Origin of the sequence: Azospirillum lipoferum 4B (assembly GCF_000283655.1) — a bacterium.
Taxonomy (GTDB): Bacteria; Pseudomonadota; Alphaproteobacteria; order Azospirillales; family Azospirillaceae; genus Azospirillum; species Azospirillum lipoferum_C.
In genome coordinates this window covers 57,341-74,537 of record NC_016624.1, presented here as the reverse complement: position 1 = coordinate 74,537, position 17,197 = coordinate 57,341, and the positions used below count along the sequence as shown (strand labels likewise).

General features: G+C 67.9%; 15 protein-coding genes. 6 read left to right on the top strand and 9 right to left on the bottom strand.

Features of this window, described 5'->3' with window-relative positions; genetic code table 11:
• The first annotated feature begins 34 nt into the window (after positions 1-34).
• A protein-coding gene (locus tag AZOLI_RS31915; RefSeq protein WP_085938487.1) for an IS630-like element ISAli3 family transposase occupies positions 35-1,101 on the top strand; the annotation gives its coding sequence in 2 pieces (ribosomal slippage) (positions 35-521 and positions 521-1,101; 1,068 coding nt in all).
• A gap of 93 nt (positions 1,102-1,194) precedes the next feature.
• On the opposite strand, the gene pstB is transcribed toward AZOLI_RS31915, so the two are convergent.
• From pstB to AZOLI_RS27445, 6 genes are all read right to left on the bottom strand, one after another.
• Positions 1,195-2,058 (bottom strand): phosphate ABC transporter ATP-binding protein PstB, encoded by an 864-nt coding sequence (gene pstB, locus AZOLI_RS27470; RefSeq protein ID WP_014249921.1) that lies wholly within the window; start codon positions 2,056-2,058, stop codon positions 1,195-1,197.
• Positions 2,059-2,060: 2 nt separating this feature from the next.
• Complete coding sequence (pstA, locus tag AZOLI_RS27465; RefSeq protein WP_014249920.1) at positions 2,061-2,942, bottom strand: phosphate ABC transporter permease PstA; 882 nt, start codon at positions 2,940-2,942, stop codon at positions 2,061-2,063.
• Positions 2,943-2,946: 4 nt separating this feature from the next.
• Entirely contained in the window at positions 2,947-3,936 is a 990-nt protein-coding gene (pstC, locus tag AZOLI_RS27460; RefSeq protein WP_014249919.1) for a phosphate ABC transporter permease subunit PstC, read from the bottom strand.
• Positions 3,937-4,048: 112 nt separating this feature from the next.
• A complete protein-coding gene (gene pstS / locus AZOLI_RS27455) occupies positions 4,049-5,116 on the bottom strand; it encodes a phosphate ABC transporter substrate-binding protein PstS (protein ID WP_014249918.1) in 1,068 nt (355 codons plus the stop codon).
• A 210-nt stretch (positions 5,117-5,326) separates the two neighbouring features.
• Positions 5,327-7,924: a methyl-accepting chemotaxis protein gene (locus tag AZOLI_RS27450; protein WP_162488480.1), complete on the bottom strand. Its 2,598-nt coding sequence runs from the start codon at positions 7,922-7,924 to the stop codon at positions 5,327-5,329.
• Positions 7,925-8,230: 306 nt separating this feature from the next.
• Entirely contained in the window at positions 8,231-8,836 is a 606-nt protein-coding gene (locus AZOLI_RS27445; protein WP_014249916.1) for a glutathione S-transferase N-terminal domain-containing protein, read from the bottom strand.
• A 233-nt stretch (positions 8,837-9,069) separates the two neighbouring features.
• Between AZOLI_RS27445 and trkA the strand changes: the two genes are divergently transcribed.
• Together trkA and AZOLI_RS27435 are read left to right on the top strand one after the other, a co-directional pair.
• Complete coding sequence (gene trkA / locus AZOLI_RS27440; RefSeq protein ID WP_014249915.1) at positions 9,070-10,449, top strand: Trk system potassium transporter TrkA; 1,380 nt, start codon at positions 9,070-9,072, stop codon at positions 10,447-10,449.
• A gap of 70 nt (positions 10,450-10,519) precedes the next feature.
• Positions 10,520-11,980: a TrkH family potassium uptake protein gene (locus AZOLI_RS27435; RefSeq protein WP_014249914.1), complete on the top strand. Its 1,461-nt coding sequence runs from the start codon at positions 10,520-10,522 to the stop codon at positions 11,978-11,980.
• Between the two features lie 43 nt (positions 11,981-12,023).
• Here the strand turns inward: AZOLI_RS27435 and AZOLI_RS27430 are convergent, their stop codons facing one another.
• Positions 12,024-12,242, bottom strand: a complete 219-nt coding sequence (locus tag AZOLI_RS27430; RefSeq protein ID WP_014249913.1) for a hypothetical protein — start codon at positions 12,240-12,242, stop codon at positions 12,024-12,026.
• Positions 12,243-12,342: 100 nt separating this feature from the next.
• Positions 12,343-13,317: a DUF4142 domain-containing protein gene (locus AZOLI_RS30590; protein WP_162488479.1), complete on the bottom strand. Its 975-nt coding sequence runs from the start codon at positions 13,315-13,317 to the stop codon at positions 12,343-12,345.
• 305 nt (positions 13,318-13,622) lie between these two features.
• Here AZOLI_RS30590 and AZOLI_RS27420 point away from each other — a divergent pair, with 305 nt between their 5' ends.
• Together AZOLI_RS27420 and AZOLI_RS27415 are read left to right on the top strand one after the other, a co-directional pair.
• On the top strand, positions 13,623-15,311 hold the full coding sequence (locus AZOLI_RS27420) for a GMC oxidoreductase (protein ID WP_014249910.1): 1,689 nt from the start codon (positions 13,623-13,625) through the stop codon (positions 15,309-15,311).
• Positions 15,312-15,363: 52 nt separating this feature from the next.
• Positions 15,364-15,939, top strand: a complete 576-nt coding sequence (locus tag AZOLI_RS27415) for a mismatch-specific DNA-glycosylase (RefSeq protein WP_014249909.1) — start codon at positions 15,364-15,366, stop codon at positions 15,937-15,939.
• Positions 15,940-15,975: 36 nt separating this feature from the next.
• Here AZOLI_RS27415 and AZOLI_RS27410 read toward each other — a convergent pair whose 3' ends face one another.
• Positions 15,976-16,488, bottom strand: a complete 513-nt coding sequence (locus AZOLI_RS27410; protein WP_014249908.1) for a hypothetical protein — start codon at positions 16,486-16,488, stop codon at positions 15,976-15,978.
• A 244-nt stretch (positions 16,489-16,732) separates the two neighbouring features.
• On the opposite strand from AZOLI_RS27410, the gene AZOLI_RS27405 reads away from it, so the two are divergent.
• Complete coding sequence (locus tag AZOLI_RS27405) at positions 16,733-17,194, top strand: hypothetical protein (RefSeq protein WP_162488477.1); 462 nt, start codon at positions 16,733-16,735, stop codon at positions 17,192-17,194.
• Positions 17,195-17,197 lie beyond the last annotated feature (3 nt).

Here is a 17,197-nt window from a genome sequence, read left to right as displayed (position 1 = left end):
GTGATTCGCTGCCAGCTCTCGGAAGGAGGCGGGTATGGCGGCGATTGCGATCACGCGGCTGGAGCTGAGTTCAGCGGAGTTGCGCCAGCGGGCGGTGCGTTTTGGCGATCCGGATGTAGCGCGGCGCCTTCTCGCCCTAGCTCTGGTTTTGGAGGGGCGATCTCGCGAGGACGCCGCGCGGTCTTGCGGGATGGATCGGCAAACGTTGCGGGATTGGGTTCACCGCTACAACGCCCAAGGCGTGGCGGGGCTGCGGGATCGTAAGGCACCGGGAGCCAAGCCGAAGCTGTCGGCGGAGCAGGAAGCGGAGGTGGCGTCCTGGGTCCGCTCCGGTCCGGACCTCGCCGAGGATGGCGTGGTTCGGTGGCGGCGGTGCGATCTGGCCCGCAAGATCGAGCGCCGGTTCGGCGTGGTGCTGGCCGAGCGCAGCGTTGGCGGGCTGTTGCGCCGTCTGGGGTTCCGTCGCCTGTCGGTGCGCCCCCAGCATCCTCAGCAGGATGGCGAGGCGCTCGAGGCTCACAAAAAAACTTTGCCGCTCTGGTTGCCGGCGCCCTCCCCGACACCGCCCGCGGCAAGCCGCTGGAGCTCTGGTGGCAGGACGAAGCCCGGGTCGGCCAGCAAGGGACCCTGACCCGGGTGTGGGCCGCCAAGGGCAGCCGGCCACGCGCGCCCCGCGACCAGCGCCATAGCTGGGCCTACCTGTTCGGCGCCGTCTGCCCGAGCCGTGGCGCCGCCGCGGCCTTGGTCCTGCCCAAGGCCAACGCCGCGGCAATGACCCTGCACCTGGCCGAGATCAGCGGCCAAGTGAGCGACGGCCACCATGCGGTGCTCATCCTCGACGGCGCAGGCTGGCACCAGCCGGGCGACAAGCTGGTCGTGCCCGAAAACATCAGCCTTCTGCATCTGCCGCCCTATTGCCCGGAACTCAATCCGGTCGAAAACATCTGGCAGTTCCTGCGACAGAACCACCTCAGCCATCGCGTCTTCGATTCCTATGCCGCCATCGTCGAGGCCTGCTGCGAGGCGTGGAACGCTCTCGCCCAGGCACCCGAAATCATTCGCTCAATCGCCTCACGCTCGTGGGCAGCGGTCAATGTCTAAAGCCGCTGGTATTAAACAGCTTTCAGTATGCAATCCGCCGAAATTTCTCCGCCGGTTCTCCCCTTGGCAGGAAAGACCGGCGGAGCGGAACCGTCAGCCGAAACGGCCGGTGATGTATTCGGACGTCTTGTCCTTGGTCGGGTTGGTGAAGATCTCTTCCGTGTTCCCGAACTCGATCAGTTCGCCCAGATACATGAAGGCGGTGAAGTTGGAGATGCGGGCCGCCTGCTGCATGTTGTGGGTGACGATGGCGATGCAGTAGTCGGAACGCAGCTCGTCCACCAGCTCCTCGCACTTGGCGGTGGAGATGGGGTCGAGCGCCGAGGTCGGCTCGTCCAGCAGCAGGACCGACGGCTTGACCGCGATGGCGCGGGCGATGCACAGGCGCTGCTGCTGACCGCCGGACAGGCTCATGCCATTCTGGCGCAGCTTGTCCTTCACCTCTTCCCACAGGGCGGCGCGGCGCAGCGAGAATTCCACCCGCTCGTCCATTTCGGTGCGGGACAGCTTCTCGTACAGCTTCACGCCGAAGGCGATGTTGTCGTAGATCGACATCGGGAACGGCGTCGGCTTCTGGAACACCATGCCGACGCGGGCGCGAAGCAGGTTCAGATCCTGCTTCGGCGACAGGATGTTGACGCCGTCCAGCATGACCTCGCCGGTCGCGACCTGCTTGGGATAGAGGTCGTACATCCGGTTCAGGATGCGCAGCAGGGTCGACTTGCCGCAGCCCGACGGGCCGATGAAGGCGGTGACCTGACGATCGTACAGCGGCATCGAAACGTCTTTCAGCGCCCGGTAGCCGTCGTAGAAGAAGTCCAGGTTGCGGATGCTGATCTTCTCGGGAAGGCCGGCACCGGCGATTGGGCGGTCGGCACCGGCGCCGGGGATCATGCCGGGGGGCATCGTGTGGCTTCCGTGGGCGGGGCTGTTGGCGTCCATGTGGGTCATCGTCATGGTTACTTTCTCGTCGAGCCGAGACCGGCCAGCAGCCGGGCGCCGATGTTGAGGAGCAGGATGGCGACCGTGATCAGCAGCGCGCCGCCCCAGGCCAGCTGGCGCCAGTCCTCATAGGGAGACATCGCGTACTGGAAGATGACCACCGGCAGGTTGGCCATCGGCGCATTCATGTCCGCGCTCCAGAACTGGTTGTTCAGGGCGGTGAAGAGCAGGGGGGCCGTCTCGCCGCTGATGCGGGCAATCGCCAGCAGGACGCCGGTGATCATGCCGTTGCGGGCGGCGCGGTAGGCGACCATGGTGATCACCTTCCACTGCGGCGCGCCAAGGGCGGCCGCGGCCTCGCGCAGGCTGTTGGGCACCAGCTTCAGCATGTCCTCGGTCGTGCGGACCACGACGGGGATGACGATGACCGCCAGGGCCATGGCCCCCGCCCAGGCCGAGAAATGGCCCATGCGGATGACCATCACCTCGTACACGAACAGGCCGACCATGATCGACGGCGCGCTCAGCAGCACGTCGTTGATGAAGCGCACCACCTCGGCCAGCTTGCGGTCGCGGCCGAATTCGGCGAGGTAGGTGCCAGCCATGATGCCGATCGGCGTGCCGACCAGGGTGGCGACCGTGGTCATGATGACGCTGCCGAAGATGGCGTTCAGCAGGCCGCCCTCGCCGCCCGGCGGCGGCGTGTTCTCGGTGAACAGGGCGATGTTGATGGCCGACAGCCCGTTGTAGAGCAGCGTCCACAGGATGGCGACCAGCCAGAACAGGCCGAAGCCGGCCGCGCCCAGCGCAAGCGACAGCGCCACCTTGTTGACGACACGGCGGCGGTTGTACAGCCCGCCGGCCGGAGCGGCGAGCGCCGCGGAACTTGTCATGCTCATGGCCTCAGACTCCGGCCTTGCGCTGCAGGCGCAGCAGCATCAGCTTGGCGATCGACAGCACGGTGAAGGTGATCAGGAACAGGAACAGGATCAGGCCCAGCGCCACCAGCGAGGCGGTGTAGACGTCGCCGACCGCTTCGGTGAATTCGTTGGCGATGGAGGCCGAGATCGTCGTGCCCGGCGCCATGATGGAGGAGCTGATGCGGTGCGCGTTGCCGATGACGAAGGTGACCGCCATCGTCTCGCCCAGCGCGCGGCCCAGCCCCAGCATGACGCCGCCCATCACGCCGGTGCGGGTGTAGGGCAGCACCACGTTCCACACCACTTCCCAGGTGGTGGCGCCCAGCCCGTAGGCGGATTCGCGCACCATCGGCGGCACCGTCTCGAAGACGTCGCGGGTGATGGAGGTGATGAAGGGCAGCACCATGATGCCCAGGATCAGGCCGGCGGTCAGGATGCCGATGCCGTAGGGCGGGCCCATGAACAGGTTGCCGATGCCCGGGACCTGACCAAGCGTGGAGATCAGGAAGGGCTGGATGGTCGACTGCATGAAGGGGGCGAAGACGAACAGGCCCCAGATGCCGTAGATGATGCTGGGAATGCCGGCCAGCAGCTCGATGGCGACGCCGAGCGGGCGCTTGAGCCAGGCCGGGCACATCTCGGTGATGAACAGCGCGATGCCGAAGCTGACCGGGATGCCGACAGCCATGGCGATGACCGAGGTGATCAACGTGCCGTAAATGGGGGCGAGCGCGCCGAATTCCTCCGACACCGGGTTCCAGACTTCGGTCGTGACGAACCCGAAGCCGAACGCGCGCAGTGCCGGAAGCGCGCCGTCGATGAGAGAAATCGTGACGCCGCCCAGGATGAACAGGACGAGCAGGGCGAAGAAGAGGGTGGCGTTGCGGAAGGCCGCATCCTGCAGGCGCTGGCGGCGGGCCCGTCGGGCGGTGGAAGCGTGTGCGTCGGTCAAGGTCAGCGCGATCTCGGTCATGGCCGCTCCGTGAGGCGTGCGGTGGGGTCGGCGAAATTTCCAACCCCACCGGCGGATCATGCCCCCGGGGCGCGCCGTCTGCCGGCGCATCCCGGGGTCGGGTTGGCCGTGGTTACTTGGCCGACGCGGTCCAGATCGGCTTGCCGTCGGCCTGGATCGACTGCGACCAGGTCTTCTGAACCAGCGAGACGACCGAGTCCGGCATCGGCACGTAATCCAGATCGGTGGCCATCTTGGCGCCGCTCTTGTACGCCCAGTCGAAGAACTTCAGCGCTTCGGCCGAGGTCGCGACATCCTGCGGGTTCTTGTACATCAGGATGAAGCTGGCACCGGTGATCGGCCAGCTGTCCGCACCCGGCTCGTCCGTCAGGATGACGTAGTAGCCCTTGGAGTTGGCCCAGTCGGCGTTCGCCGCGGCGGCCTGGAAGGCCTCGATCTTCGGAACGACGGTCTTGCCGTCCTTGTTCTGCAGGCCGAGATACGTGATGTTGTTCTGCTTGGCGTAGGCGTATTCGACGTAGCCGATCGAGCCGTCCGTCTGCTTGACCATGTTGGCCACGCCTTCGTTGCCCTTGGCGCCGATGCCGGCCGGCCACTGGACGGAGGTGTTGGCGCCGATCTGGGTCTTGAACTTCGGGCTGGTCTTCGACAGGTAGTCGGTGAACAGGAAGTTGGTGCCCGACCCGTCAGAACGGTACACCGGCGCGATGGCGGTGTTCGGCAGGTTGACGTTGGGGTTCAGCGCCTTGATCTGCGGGTCGTTCCACTTGGTGACCTCGCCCATGTAGATGTTGGCGAGAACCGTGCCCGACAGCTTGACCTCGCCCGACTTCAGACCCTTCAGGTTCACGACCGGAACGACGCCGCCCATGATCATCGGGAACTGGATCAGGCCGGCCTGCTCCAGCTCTTCCGGCTTCAGCGGCATGTCCGAAGCGCCGAAGGTGACCGTCTTGGCCTTGATCTGCTTGATGCCGCCGCCCGAACCGATCGACTGGTAGTTCAGGCCCGTGCCCGTCTCCTTCTTGTAAGCGTCGGCCCACTTGGCATAGATCGGATACGGGAAGGTGGCGCCGGCGCCGGAGATGTCGGCGGCCGAGGCGACCGACAGCGGGGCGACCGACACGGACAGAACGGCCAGGGCACCAAAGGCGGCGCAGCGAACGAACGCCGAGGTCATGGTTTTCACGGCAAAACTCCCGATAGGTTTGGACGGTGTCGTTGGGTTGTGGAAAAGCCCGGCCTTCGCCGGAGGACGTAACCCGCCTTCTTCGTCGCGGTGACCATAGCCACCGCTGGTGACGGGTTTGTTTTGTTTACGTGTCAGTTTTATGAAACCGACCCGTTCGTGACCGGGGCTGCAACGGCATCGGGACAATCGTCGCGACCGTCATCGCGCGGCCCGGATTTCCTGGAGGAACAGATGCACGGCGGAGCCGAGGCTGGTCGCCTCCTGCGACAGGCTTTCCGCCACCTGCAGCACGTCGCCGGCCTGGGCGCGCACCTTGGCCGCGGCCTCCGACAGGCCGGCGACATGGTCCGACGCCGCCTGGGTGCCGACGGCAACGCGGTGGGAGCTGTCGACGATGCTGGAGGTGATGGTCGCCTGCTCCTCCACCGCCGCGGCGATGGCCGAGGCATTCGATTCGATGCGCTGGACGCTGCCGGTCATGGTCGCCACCACCTCCGCCGTCTGGCGGCTGGCCGCCTGGGTCGCGGCGATCTGGCGGGCGATCTCGGCGGTGGCCTGGGCGGTCTGTCCGGCAAGGGCCTTCACCTCCCCGGCGACCACCGCGAAACCGCGGCCCATCTCCCCTGCCCTCGCCGCTTCGATGGTGGCGTTCAGCGCCAGCAGGTTGGTCTGGCCGGCGATCTCGTCGATCAGCCCCACCACGGTGCCGATCTCCCCCGCCGTGCTCGACAGGTCGGCGACGGTGGCCTTCACCTGCTCCGCCCCGGCGGCGGTGTCGCCGATGATGCGGGCCGATTCGCCGGTGCGCTTGCTGATCTCGGCAATCGACTGCGAAATCTCCGAGGCGGCGGTCGCCACCTGCTGGATCCCCGCCGCCATCTCGCCGGAGAGCTGCATCGCGGCGTCGGCCCGGTCGTTGGCATTGGCGGCGATGTCGGTCAGCGAGCGGGCGCGGGCGGCCATCACGCGGGCGGCCTCCGCCAGGGTCTCCACGCTGCTCAGCACGTTGCGCTCGAACTGGTCGGCGATCTCCAGCATGCTGGTCCGGCGGGCCGAAGCGGCGTTGCGGCGTTCGATCTCCACCTTCTCATGCGCCTCTTCCATGGCGCGGGCGTTGGCGATGAAGACGAACAGCGCGCGGGCCATGTCGGTGATCTCGTCGTTGCCCTCGGCCTTCTGCTCCACCGTCAGGTCGCCGCCGGCCACCCGGCGCATGGCGTCGGCAAGCGCCTCCATCCGGCCGACCACCCGGCGCCCGACATAGAGCGAAACGATCAGCCCGGCCAGCAGCACGCCGGCCGTCGCCAGCAGGATCTGGATCTCGTTGGTGCGCTCCAGCGCGTCATGGGCGGCGGCGGCCCCCTCGGCGGTCGCGGTTTCGGCCGACTCCACCAGCGTGTCGACCATGCCGGTCAGGGCGGCGCCGGTGCTGCGGTTGTTGTCGATCAGCGCGGCATTCTCGGCATAGGCGGCCAGTTCGCCGCCGCGGAGCGCCAGGATGCCGACCTCGCCGAAGCCCAGCTCCAGCAGATTCTCGGCCAGCCGGCGGACCTCCGGGCCCAGATCGCCCTGCGACTCCTGCAAGGTCTTGCGGATCGTCGCCGCCAGCGGATCCAGCGTGCGGCGTGCGGCCGACAGCCGGGCCAGCGTTTCCGCGTTGCCGGCCTCGGCCAGCTTGCCGGCCAGCAGGTTGGCGTCGGCCATCAGGCCGCTCAGCACGGTGTAGCGGTGCTGGGCTTCCGGCACCACATTTGTGGAAAGATCCTGCATCCGCTCCGCGATGGCGTTCCCGGCCTCGGCGATGCGCCCGCGGGAATTCAGCATCAGCGGCAGCATGCGGCTGTTGGCGTCGCGGTCCAGCCGGACGATCTCGTCGACCGCGGCGGCCTGCGCTTCGGCAAGCTTGCGCGCTTCCTCCTCCGGGATGCCGGGGGTCAGCTGGCGGACCCGGCGGGTGTAGACGCTCTTGTCGCCGTCACCATATGCCGTCAGCTCGTTGATCGCCGCGATGACGGGGGCGGCCGCCTCGCTCTTCGCCAGCGGGCGCAGGGCGCCCTGCAGGTCGGACAGCGCCGAATCGAAATCGGTGGACAGCGACATCACCTTGGACCGGTCGGTCTCGAAGGCGCCGATCAGCAGCGCCTTGGCCAGCGCCGCCTCCGCGCCGCGCAGCTGGAACAGTGGGATCACCGTCTGCCCCAGTTCGCCGCCGATGGTCTCGGAGGATTGCGAGGTCGCCTCCACCATCGCGGTGATCGCCTGGGCAAGCTGTTCGCGCGAGGCCTGCATGTCCGGCTTCAGCGCCGCCAGCAGCCGGGCATGGGCGTCGCTCAACTCGGCCAGCCGGCCGCTGCGCTGTTCCTGCAGGCTCAGCCGGCGGCCGGTCGCCGCGCCCAACGCGTCGACGGTGCCCAACAGCGAGCGGGCGGTGGCCGCCAGCTCGCCCATGCGGCCGATGTCGCCATGCCCGTCGGCCAGCCGGGCGAGCTGGCCGTCCAGCTCCGCGCGCTGGCCCGCCGCCGCACTGCGCAGCCTGGTCAGGTCCTCCTCCGACGATGCGGCGTCGATCAGCGGCCCCAGCGCCAGGACCCGCGCCGTGGTGGTGGCAAGGCCGTGCGCGGCGCTGAGCACCGGCACCTGCGTTCCCGTGATGTCGGCGACATGGCCCCGGACCGCGCCATAGGACATCCAGCCGACGACCGCCGCGATGCAGGGCAGTGCCGCCACGGTGCCGAAGGCGATCAGCATTTTCGACTTGATGCCGGATCGCCGGCGCTGGTCGGCGCGATCTGCCATGTGGGCCACCCACGGTCTGGAGGTTGTCGGCACCGGCCCCGCGGTTCTCCGCAGGCCGGCCGACGCCATGGGTAGACCCTCTCTTTGGATGTTTGGGTGACGGTTCGGTGAAGTTTTCGCGACGCACAATCGAAACATCGTTGCGCCCGCGAAATCGACCGCTTTGGCGACGGTAGACTGCCGATCTTCCGCCTGTCATGGTGAATCGAACGTAAACAGCGCGGCGATGCTCCAGCGGCGCCCGCCGGCATCGGGCGCCGCATTACTGCGCGTTATCGGAGAAGAACATCCCTCTTATTGCAAGCGTTACACCGGCGGTGCGGTGCACCGCAGGCTGTCGCGGTCGGATGCCTTGTCGAACCATGCCGCGAGCGCCGGCCGGCCTTCGCGCCAATCCTCGGTCCCGAAGCGGAAATCCAGATAGCCGAGCGCCGCCAGCACGGCGAGCGTGCCGATGGTGTCCTCGCCGGCCAGCGCCGCCGCGTCGGCTTCCAGCAGGTCGAGCGCGCGGGCGACCGCCTTGCGCTGGCGCTCCATCCAGGCCGCCGACTTCTCGCCATCGGGTCGCATGGACTCCAGCCGGCGGAGGATGGCGGCGTCGCAGATGCCGTCGGCGGTCGCCTGGAACCGAAGCGCGGTCCAGCGTGCCGGCCCGGCCGGCGGGAACAGCGGCGCCCGGTCGCCGAGCGAATCGAGATACTCGACGATGACCGGGCTGTCGAACAGGGTGGTGCCATCCGCAAGCGTCAGGGCGGGAACCTTGCCCAGCGGGTTCTCCTTGGGCAGGTCGGTATCGGCCGACCAGGGATCGGTCACCACCCGCTCCACCCGGTCCTCGAGCCCGCGTTCGATGACGACCATCATCACCTTGCGCACATAGGGCGAGGTGGGGCTCCAGCGCAGCTTCAACATGGATGTTCCTTCGGTGATGTCGGTTTACGGAGGCTCCGCCCCGCATCCTGCCACCGAACCGCCCGCCGGGGGAGCGCTCGATGGACGGAGCCGGGCGAAGGTTTTGCGCCCCGCTCCCGGCCGCCTCGGTCCTGTCGGATCCGCTTTGACTTGCAACGCTTCGCCATTGCCGTCATTTGCTGACATCGGCCGGTTGGGCCGGGGTGCAGCGTGGACAGGCCGGGGGCAGGCGCATGAAGGTGATCATCTGTGGAGCGGGGCAGGTCGGGGCCAGCATCTCGCGGCACCTCGCGCTGGAAGACAACGACATCACGGTGATCGACACCTCGACCGAGCTGGCGCAGCGGATGGACGAGAGTCACGACGTGCGCGGGATGGTCGGCTATGCCTCGCACCCGGATGTGCTGGCCCAGGCAGGCGCGCGGGATGCCGACATGCTGATCGCCGTCACCCATTCCGACGAGGTCAACATGGTGGCCTGCGAGGTGGCCCATTCGGTGTTCAACATCCCGCTGCGCATCGCCCGCATCCGCAAGCAGGCCTATCTGCAGCCGGAATGGTCGTCGATGTTCTCCGCCCAGCATCTGGCGATCAGCGTCGTCATCTCGCCGGAGGTGGAGATCGCCCACAGCATCGCGCGGCGCCTGCGCTCCCCCGGCGCGTTCGAGATGGTGCCGCTCGCCGACGGCAAGGTGCATCTGATCGGCGTCCACTGCACGAACAGCTCGCCCCTGCTCAACACGCCGCTGCGCCGCCTGACCGAGATGTTCCCGGACGTGCGCGCGGCGGTGCTGGCCGTCTTCCGCGACGGCACCGGCTTCGTGCCCAAGGGGAACGACATGCTGCGGCTGGGCGACGACGTGCATCTGGTCTGCCGCACCGCCGACATCGTCCGCGTCGTCGCCCTGTTCGGCCACAGCGAGGCGCCGGCCCGCCGGCTGGTCATCGCCGGCGGCGGCAATGTCGGCTTCAACCTGGCGAAGATCGTCGAACGGCACATGCACGGCATCTCCATCAAGATGATCGAGGGCAACGCGGAGCGGGCGGAGCTGATCTCGCGCTCGCTGCGCTCCAGCACCGTGGTGCTGAACGGCGATGCGCTGGACCACGAGATCCTGGACGAGGCGCAGGTCGGCCGGGCCGAGACCATCGTCGCCGTCACCAACGACGACGAGACCAACGTCTTCACCTCGCTTCTCGCCAAGCGCGCCGGCTGCGGGCGGGCGATCACGCTGCTGAACAAGACGTCCTACGCGCCGATCGTCGCCGGGCTGGGGATGGACGTGGTGGTCAACCCGGCGGCGGTCACCGTGTCCTCGATCCTGCGCCATGTCCGGCGTGGGCGGGTCGCCGCGGTGCAGACCATCGGCGACAATTTCGGCGAGGTGGTGGAGGCCGAGGCGCTGGAGACCTCGCGCGCGGTCAGCGGCCCCATCGGGTCCATCGGCCTGCCGGCCGGCATGATCGTCGGCGCGCTGGTCCGCGGCGGGGAGGTCATCATCCCGACCAGCCAGACGGTGATCGAACCGCACGACCGCGTCATCGTGATGGCCACCGCCGATCTGGTGCGCAAGGTCGAAAAGCTGTTCGCCGTGGGGCTGGAGTTCTTCTGACCGGCGGTATCGCCCTGCCGGATACGTCATTACCTTCCCGCCGCCGCCCATTCCCCTGACCAGAGACATCATGCCGAATTTCAGGCCGATCCTGTTCATCGTCTCCATCGTGCTGCTGGCGCTTGCCGGGACGATGCTGATTCCGGCCGCGGTCGACTTCGCCTATGGCAATCCGGACGCCGGGGTCTTCCTCTATTCGGCCGCCTTCACCGGTGCCTGCGGCGGAGCGCTGGCGCTCGGCACCCGATGCCACCTGCATGGCGGATTGTCGCTGAGACAGGCCTTCCTGCTGACGCCGCTGACCTGGACCAGCACCGCGGCCTTCGCCGCCCTGCCCTTCCAGTTCGGCCATTTCCCCGAGCTGTCGCTGAACTACGCCAACGCCTTCTTCGAAACCATGTCGGGGCTGACCACCACCGGATCGACGGTCCTGGTCGGGCTGGACCGGACGACGGAGGGCATCCTGCTGTGGCGGGCGCTGCTGCAATGGATGGGCGGCATCGGCATCATCGGCGTCGCCATCGCGGTTCTGCCGGCGCTGCGGGTGGGCGGCATGCAGCTGTTCCGCACCGAATCCTCCGACCGGTCGCAGAAGGTGCTGCCGCGCGCCCAGCAGATCGCCAAGGCGATCGCCGGCGTCTATGCCGGGCTGACGGCGATCTGCGGGGTCTGCTACTGGCTGGCCGGGATGACGCCGTTCGAGGCGGTGGTGCACGCGCTGACCAGCCTGTCGAGCGGCGGCTTCTCCACCTCCGACAGTTCCATCGGGCATTTCGAAAGCCCGGTCCTGCATTGGCTGGTGACGCTGTTCATGCTGCTGGGCAGCCTGCCCTTCGTCCTGTATGTCCGCACCCTGACCGGCCAGCGCGACGCGCTGTGGAAGGACAGCCAGGTGCGCACATATCTGGCCTTCCTGGCCGCGGTGATCCTGCCGCTCAGCATCTGGCTGGCGGCGACCCACGGCCACGGCTTCCACGATGCCCTGCGGCTGGTGGCCTTCAACGTGGTGTCGGTCGTCACCACCACCGGCTATGCCTATACCGATTACAGCCAATGGGGGAATCTGGCGGTCGGCGTCTTCTTCGGGCTGACCTTCATCGGCGGCTGCACCGGATCCACCGCCGGCGGCATCAAGATCTTCCGGTTCGAGGTGATGGTGACGGTGCTGCGCACCCATTTCCTTCACCTGATCTATCCCCGCGGCGTCTTTCCGCGCCAATACGGCAACCGGCGGCTGGACGACGACGTTCTGGGATCGGTGATCGTCTTCTTCGCGCTGTTCTTCACCGCCTACAGCGTGATCACCATCGCGCTGATGGCCCTGGGGCTGGACTTCATCACCAGCGCCAGCGCCGCGGTGACCGCGCTGGCGAATGTGGGGCCGGGGCTGGGCGACATCATCGGCCCGGCCGGCACCTTCTCCTCCCTGCCGGATTCGGCCAAATGGCTGCTGTCGCTGGCGATGCTGCTGGGCCGGCTGGAGCTGTTCACCGTGCTGGTGCTGTTCATGCCCCAGTTCTGGCGGGGCTGAGGACGCGGGAGGACCGGACGGAACCGGCCCTCCCGGCAGGGTTCTACTTGTCCGGGTCGCGGTTGGCCGCGTGATCCTGCATCTGCTCGGTCTGCACCGCCTTGCTGTCCAGCCCGCGGGCATCGGAATGGCGGGACTTGTCGCGGTTCGACAGCACTTCGTTGTCGCCGATTGCGCCGGCCGGCAGGTCGGTGGTGGCGCCGGTGCCGGTGCCCTTGCCCTGACCGCCGGGGCTCATGTGCTTCTTGCTGGCGTTCGCCATCCTTGCTTTCTCCATCGGTTGGACGGGGTCGCCGGCAAATGGCTTCCCGGTGCCCCCGGCTTGTGTCCGTTCAGATCCGCCGCAAGCCCCCTTGCGGGTCTTACTGCGGATTGCGCGGCTGGGTGCTGTCCAGGCTGTTGGCGGTGCCGTGGGCGGCGTCGTTCTTCATATCGCCGCCCTTGTTGTTCATGGTGCCGTTACCGGCATTGCCGCCGCCGCTGTTGCGCTGGCCCAGCGAGACGGTGTTGTCGTCATACTCGAACTCCGCCATCTGCCTGACCTGATCCTCGGTCACCTGCCGGGCGACGATGCGGTCGCCGTCGGCGTTCAGCAGCGTATAATCCAGGGCCACCTGCTTGGCGCCGATGCCCAGAATGCCGCCGCGGTCCAGGATCACCTGGGTGGCCTTGCCCGACTGGGCGTCGAGGATGATGTCGGCGACATCGCCCAGCTTGCCGCCGCTCTCACCATAGACGGCCTTGCCCATCATGGTTTCGAAGCTGGTGCTCTGCTGGGCGGCGCCGCTGGTGGAGGCGACGTTCGGGCGCAGGTCGCGGACCTGGCGCAGATGCTGCTCCAGCGTCGGCAGGGTCTGCTCGGCGAAACGCTTCAGGTCGGCGTCCTGGCCCTTCTCGGCCTGGGTGCGGAACAGGGTGACGGCGGTCTGGTGGGCGTCGATCTGGCCCTGCAGATAGGCGGAATCGAACTGGTCGCCCTGCAGGCCGCGCAGCCGGTCGAGCTTCTGCTGATGTTCGGAATCGAGCTTGGTCGGCAGCGACATCGATTTCTGCTGGGCCATCGCCTTCATGGCTTCGGACGTCTTGGTGTGGTCGGCCACCATGTGGTTGCCGAACTGCTTGACGCCATTGTCCTTGGCCTGGTCCTGCGCCAGCTTGCCGGCCTGGATTTCGAACATGTCGCTGATCGCCGCCTTTTCGGCGAAAGTCATGTCCTGCTGCGACAGTTGCCCCTTCTCGGTCACGGTCTTCTGCGGCGTCGGCGTCTGGGCCAGCGACAGCGTGGGAGCGGAGAACAGGATCAGGGCGGCGGTGGCGAGAAGATGATGGCGTTTCATGGCGGCGGTTCCTGCGGTTGCATGGTTGCCGGTGCGCGTCCGTCCGCGGCCGTCCGGCCGGGCCGAGGCACCGTTCTTCCCCATTTCAACCGCCGACTGCGGCCGTCGTTCCCGCCATCATTCCCACGATCACTTCCAGCCGCCGGGGCGATACGGACCGGCCATCCGGTTCGTCCGGGGTGCCGCGCTTGCGTTGAGTACCGGAGTAGTGCGGCGCGCCGGGGGTATAGCCGAATGCGCGCTCGGCCTAGGCTACGTGTCCGGGGCAAGAAGGAACGGCTTATATCCCTGGTACGGAGGCCCGCTTGCTTCGTGACGCCCGCCATGTCCTGAACGGCACCCATATCGATTGCGACCTGTGCGTGATCGGTGGCGGCGCCGCCGGCCTGACCATCGCGCGCGAGCTGGCCGGCAGTTCCTGCAGCGTCGTCCTGCTCGAAGGCGGCGGATTGGAGGTCGACGGCATCTCCCAGGCGCTTTATGCCGGCCGCAACGTCGGCCTGCCCTATGAACGGCTGACCACCGCGCGCAGCCGCTATCTGGGCGGCAGCACCAACTGCTGGGGCGGCTTCTCCCGCCCGCTGGAGCCCGGCGACTTTGCCGAACGGTCCTGGATTCCCGGCAGCGGATGGCCGATCCCGCGCGACACGATGATGCCCTATTACGAGCGCTCGCAGAGTGTGCTGGGTCTGGGTCCGTTCGACTACGACAATGATTTCTGGATGGAGCGGATCGGCGGGCCGAAGACGGCGCTGTTGCCGGTAGAAGACAAGGACGGCGACGGCTTCGAAAACCGCCTCGCCCAGCTCAGCCCGCCGATCCGCATGGGCGAGGCTTACCGAGCCGAGATCGGGCGCGCCGCCAACATCACCGCCTTCCTCAACGCCAACGTCACCGGCCTGGACACCAACCCGACCGCCACCGCGGTGGAACGGGTGCAGGTCCGCACGCTGGAGGGACCGGGCTTCACCGTCGGCGCCCGGCTGTTCGTGCTGGGCTGCGGCGGCATCGAGAATGCGCGCATCCTGCTGCTGTCCAACAAGGTGCAGGCGGCGGGGCTGGGCAACGGCAACGATCTGGTCGGCCGCTACTTCGCCGACCATCCGCGCTTCAAGACACCGCCGATCCGCCTGACCCAGCAGGGGCGGCACCGCACGCTCTACGACGTCAGCCTGTGCCTGGCGCGGCGGCGGCTGCGCCGGCCGCACCCGTCGGTGGCGCTGGCGCTGGCGCCGACCGCGGAGCTGCAGGAACGCCACGCGCTGCCCAATTCGCGGACATATCTGGTCGCCTCCTACCATTCGGGGGCGTTGGACGCCTTCAAGGCGATGCGCGACCTGCGGCTCCTGCCCTCGCGCCACAGCTGCCGGCGCTTCGGCGTGTCGGAGGACGAGTCGGTCAGCCTGCTGCGCAACGCCGGCCCGCGCATCCTGCGCAGCATGCCGCAGCTCGCCCACGCCCTGTTCGACAGCCTCGTCGATCCGGGCTGGCTGCCCCGGCGCTTCACGCTGGAGACGGTGCTGGAGCCGGTTCCCAACCCCGACAGCCGGGTGACGCTCGACCATGCCACCGACCCGTTCGGCTGCAACCTGCCGCGGGTGGACTGGCGGCTGACCGAGCAGGACCGCCGGGGCGCGGCCGAGACCCAGCGCCTGCTGCGCGAGGATCTGCTGCGCCGCGGCCTGATCACGACCGGCGGGCGGCAGGAGGAGGAGGCCGAGGCGACGATGGCGGATGTCGGCTGGTGCTGGCACCACATGGGTACGACGCGCATGCACGAATCGCCGCGTCACGGCGTCGTCGATGCGGAAGGCCGCGTGCATGGCGTCGGAAACCTTTACATCGCCGGCAGTTCCGTCTTCCCCACCATGGGCGCCGACCACCCGACCATGACCATCGTGGCGCTGGCCCTGAGAATGACCGACCGCATCCTCGCCCTGCTGCAGGACGAACGGAGCAGTCCGCCTGCCCCCGCGGTCGCCGCCTCGCTTTGAGCGGGGCGGCGGTGTCCTATATCTTCCTCTCCCTGCGGAGAGGAACCGACCGATGGACCTGTTCGACGATGTTCCGGCCCCTTCCCCGAACATGCTTCCGCCTGCGGCCGGGCCGTTGCCCGACATCGTGGCGCCGGGGCTCGACTGCCTGTTCGTGGGCTTCAACCCCGGCCTGCGGTCGGGCGCGCTCGGCCACCATTATGCCGGGCGCGGCAACCAGTTCTGGCGCCTGCTGTTCGAGGCCGGGCTGACCCCTCGCCTCTATCGGCCGGAGGAGGACGTCACCCTGCCGGCCATCGGGCTGGGCTCAACCAACCTCGTCGCCCGCGCCACCGCCAGCGCCGCCGAGCTGTCGCGGGCGGAGCTGCGCGGCGGGGTGCCGCGGCTGGCGCGCATCGTCGCCTTTGTCCGGCCACGGGTGCTGGCCTACACCGGCAAGGGGGTCTATCTGGCGGCCACCGGCCTGCCCGACGCGCCCTGGGGCGTGCAGGAGCGCGGGCTGTTCGACGGCGTCGCCGACGTGGTGGTGCCGTCGCCGAGCGGCCTCGCCCGCCTGCCCTTCGAGGAAAAGCTGCGCTGGTTCCGCGACGTGCAGGCGGAGATCGACCGGCGGCGAGGCACGGGGTAGGTTTCAAATCGGATCGATGGAAACGTCCCAACGATGCTATGCAACAGCCTCGAGATGCGGCTGGCGCGTTATCGTGAAGCTGACCGAGCCGTCGGCTTCATAGCGCAGAATCCAGACGGTGTGGAAATCGTCACCCTCCCATTTTTTCGGAACCTGATCGGCCGGGGCGCCGAGTGCCAGTGCCAGCTCCGGCAGCTTGCCGTGATGCCAGCAGATCAGGACGGTGGCGCCGGTGTAGGGCGCACCACTCAGAAGCGCCGGAACCTGGGCGACATCATCGTCGGCAATCGTGTGGGCCAGCGGCAGGGCGCGGATCAGGCTGATCGGCGTCACCGTTTCGATCGGCCGGACGCTGTGCGGCGAGGGCGCCGTCGCCACCACCGCCGAAATGGCCGGAACTCCCGTCGGAACCAGATCGGGCAGCGTCTTGGTGATGGAGCAGGCGCGCTGCCAGCCCTTCGCCGACAGGTTGGGGTCGGTGTCGTCGTCCGGCTTCTCGCCATGGCGGATCAGCAGGACGGTGTTCGGCGCCGGATTCGGTGCGGTCATCGCCAAATGCCTTTCAACGGGAAACTTTCCATCATTATACGCAGAAAAAGAGAATTTGCTGCCAATTTAATCTTATAAGGAGTGAATCGACAGGCGTCTTGCCGGAAATGCCGTCATCGCAATTCCTGGCTAGTCGGTAGAGATAACTGTCCGGACGGAGAGTATCGGCCGGGAGCGGGGGGCTGCGGGGGCAATCCCCCTGCCCCGGCGAATCTCCGGGAAAGGCGAGGATGCGAAATCGGCCTTGAGCCATGCTGTGCGCCGCATGACCGCCATCGACCGACACAGCATCCCGCACGACCCATTGCACACGCCGGAGACCGGTATGGTCGCCCGGCGGCTGCGGCGCCGCCTTTGGACGGTGCTGGCGCTGGCTGTCCTGCTGCTGGCCGGGGTTCTGGCCGCCGCCTGCCACCTCACGGTGCTGACGCCTGCCACGATGGCGGCCACCGCGGCCGTGGACCCCTGGGGACCGCAACTGCCCCGGTCATCCCTTCCGGCCATCCAGTCCCAGCGGCTCGCCCGGCTTCTGTGCATCGAACCGCCACGCAAAAAAGAACCGGCGGAGACTTCCGTCGCCGCCGGTCCGATGCGGGCCGATCCCGCGATAAGGCTGCTGGTGGACCAGGGCTGGCCCGGCCGCCGGCCGGCGGCGATTCCCGCCACCGCCCAACTGACGGCGAAGACCGGGCCGGCCCCGCCTTAGCTG

Coding starts and splice junctions, on each gene's coding strand:
- trkA (WP_014249915.1), top strand. CDS start 9,070: ATGAAGGTGATCATCTGTGGAGCGGGGCAGGTCGGGGCCAGCATCTCG.
- AZOLI_RS27435 (WP_014249914.1), top strand. CDS start 10,520: ATGCCGAATTTCAGGCCGATCCTGTTCATCGTCTCCATCGTGCTGCTG.
- pstC (WP_014249919.1), bottom strand. CDS start 3,936: ATGACCGAGATCGCGCTGACCTTGACCGACGCACACGCTTCCACCGCC.
- AZOLI_RS27445 (WP_014249916.1), bottom strand. CDS start 8,836: ATGTTGAAGCTGCGCTGGAGCCCCACCTCGCCCTATGTGCGCAAGGTG.
- pstA (WP_014249920.1), bottom strand. CDS start 2,942: ATGAGCATGACAAGTTCCGCGGCGCTCGCCGCTCCGGCCGGCGGGCTG.
- AZOLI_RS27415 (WP_014249909.1), top strand. CDS start 15,364: ATGGACCTGTTCGACGATGTTCCGGCCCCTTCCCCGAACATGCTTCCG.
- AZOLI_RS27450 (WP_162488480.1), bottom strand. CDS start 7,924: ATGGCAGATCGCGCCGACCAGCGCCGGCGATCCGGCATCAAGTCGAAA.
- pstS (WP_014249918.1), bottom strand. CDS start 5,116: ATGACCTCGGCGTTCGTTCGCTGCGCCGCCTTTGGTGCCCTGGCCGTT.
- AZOLI_RS27410 (WP_014249908.1), bottom strand. CDS start 16,488: ATGACCGCACCGAATCCGGCGCCGAACACCGTCCTGCTGATCCGCCAT.
- AZOLI_RS27430 (WP_014249913.1), bottom strand. CDS start 12,242: ATGGCGAACGCCAGCAAGAAGCACATGAGCCCCGGCGGTCAGGGCAAG.
- pstB (WP_014249921.1), bottom strand. CDS start 2,058: ATGACGATGACCCACATGGACGCCAACAGCCCCGCCCACGGAAGCCAC.
- AZOLI_RS30590 (WP_162488479.1), bottom strand. CDS start 13,317: ATGAAACGCCATCATCTTCTCGCCACCGCCGCCCTGATCCTGTTCTCC.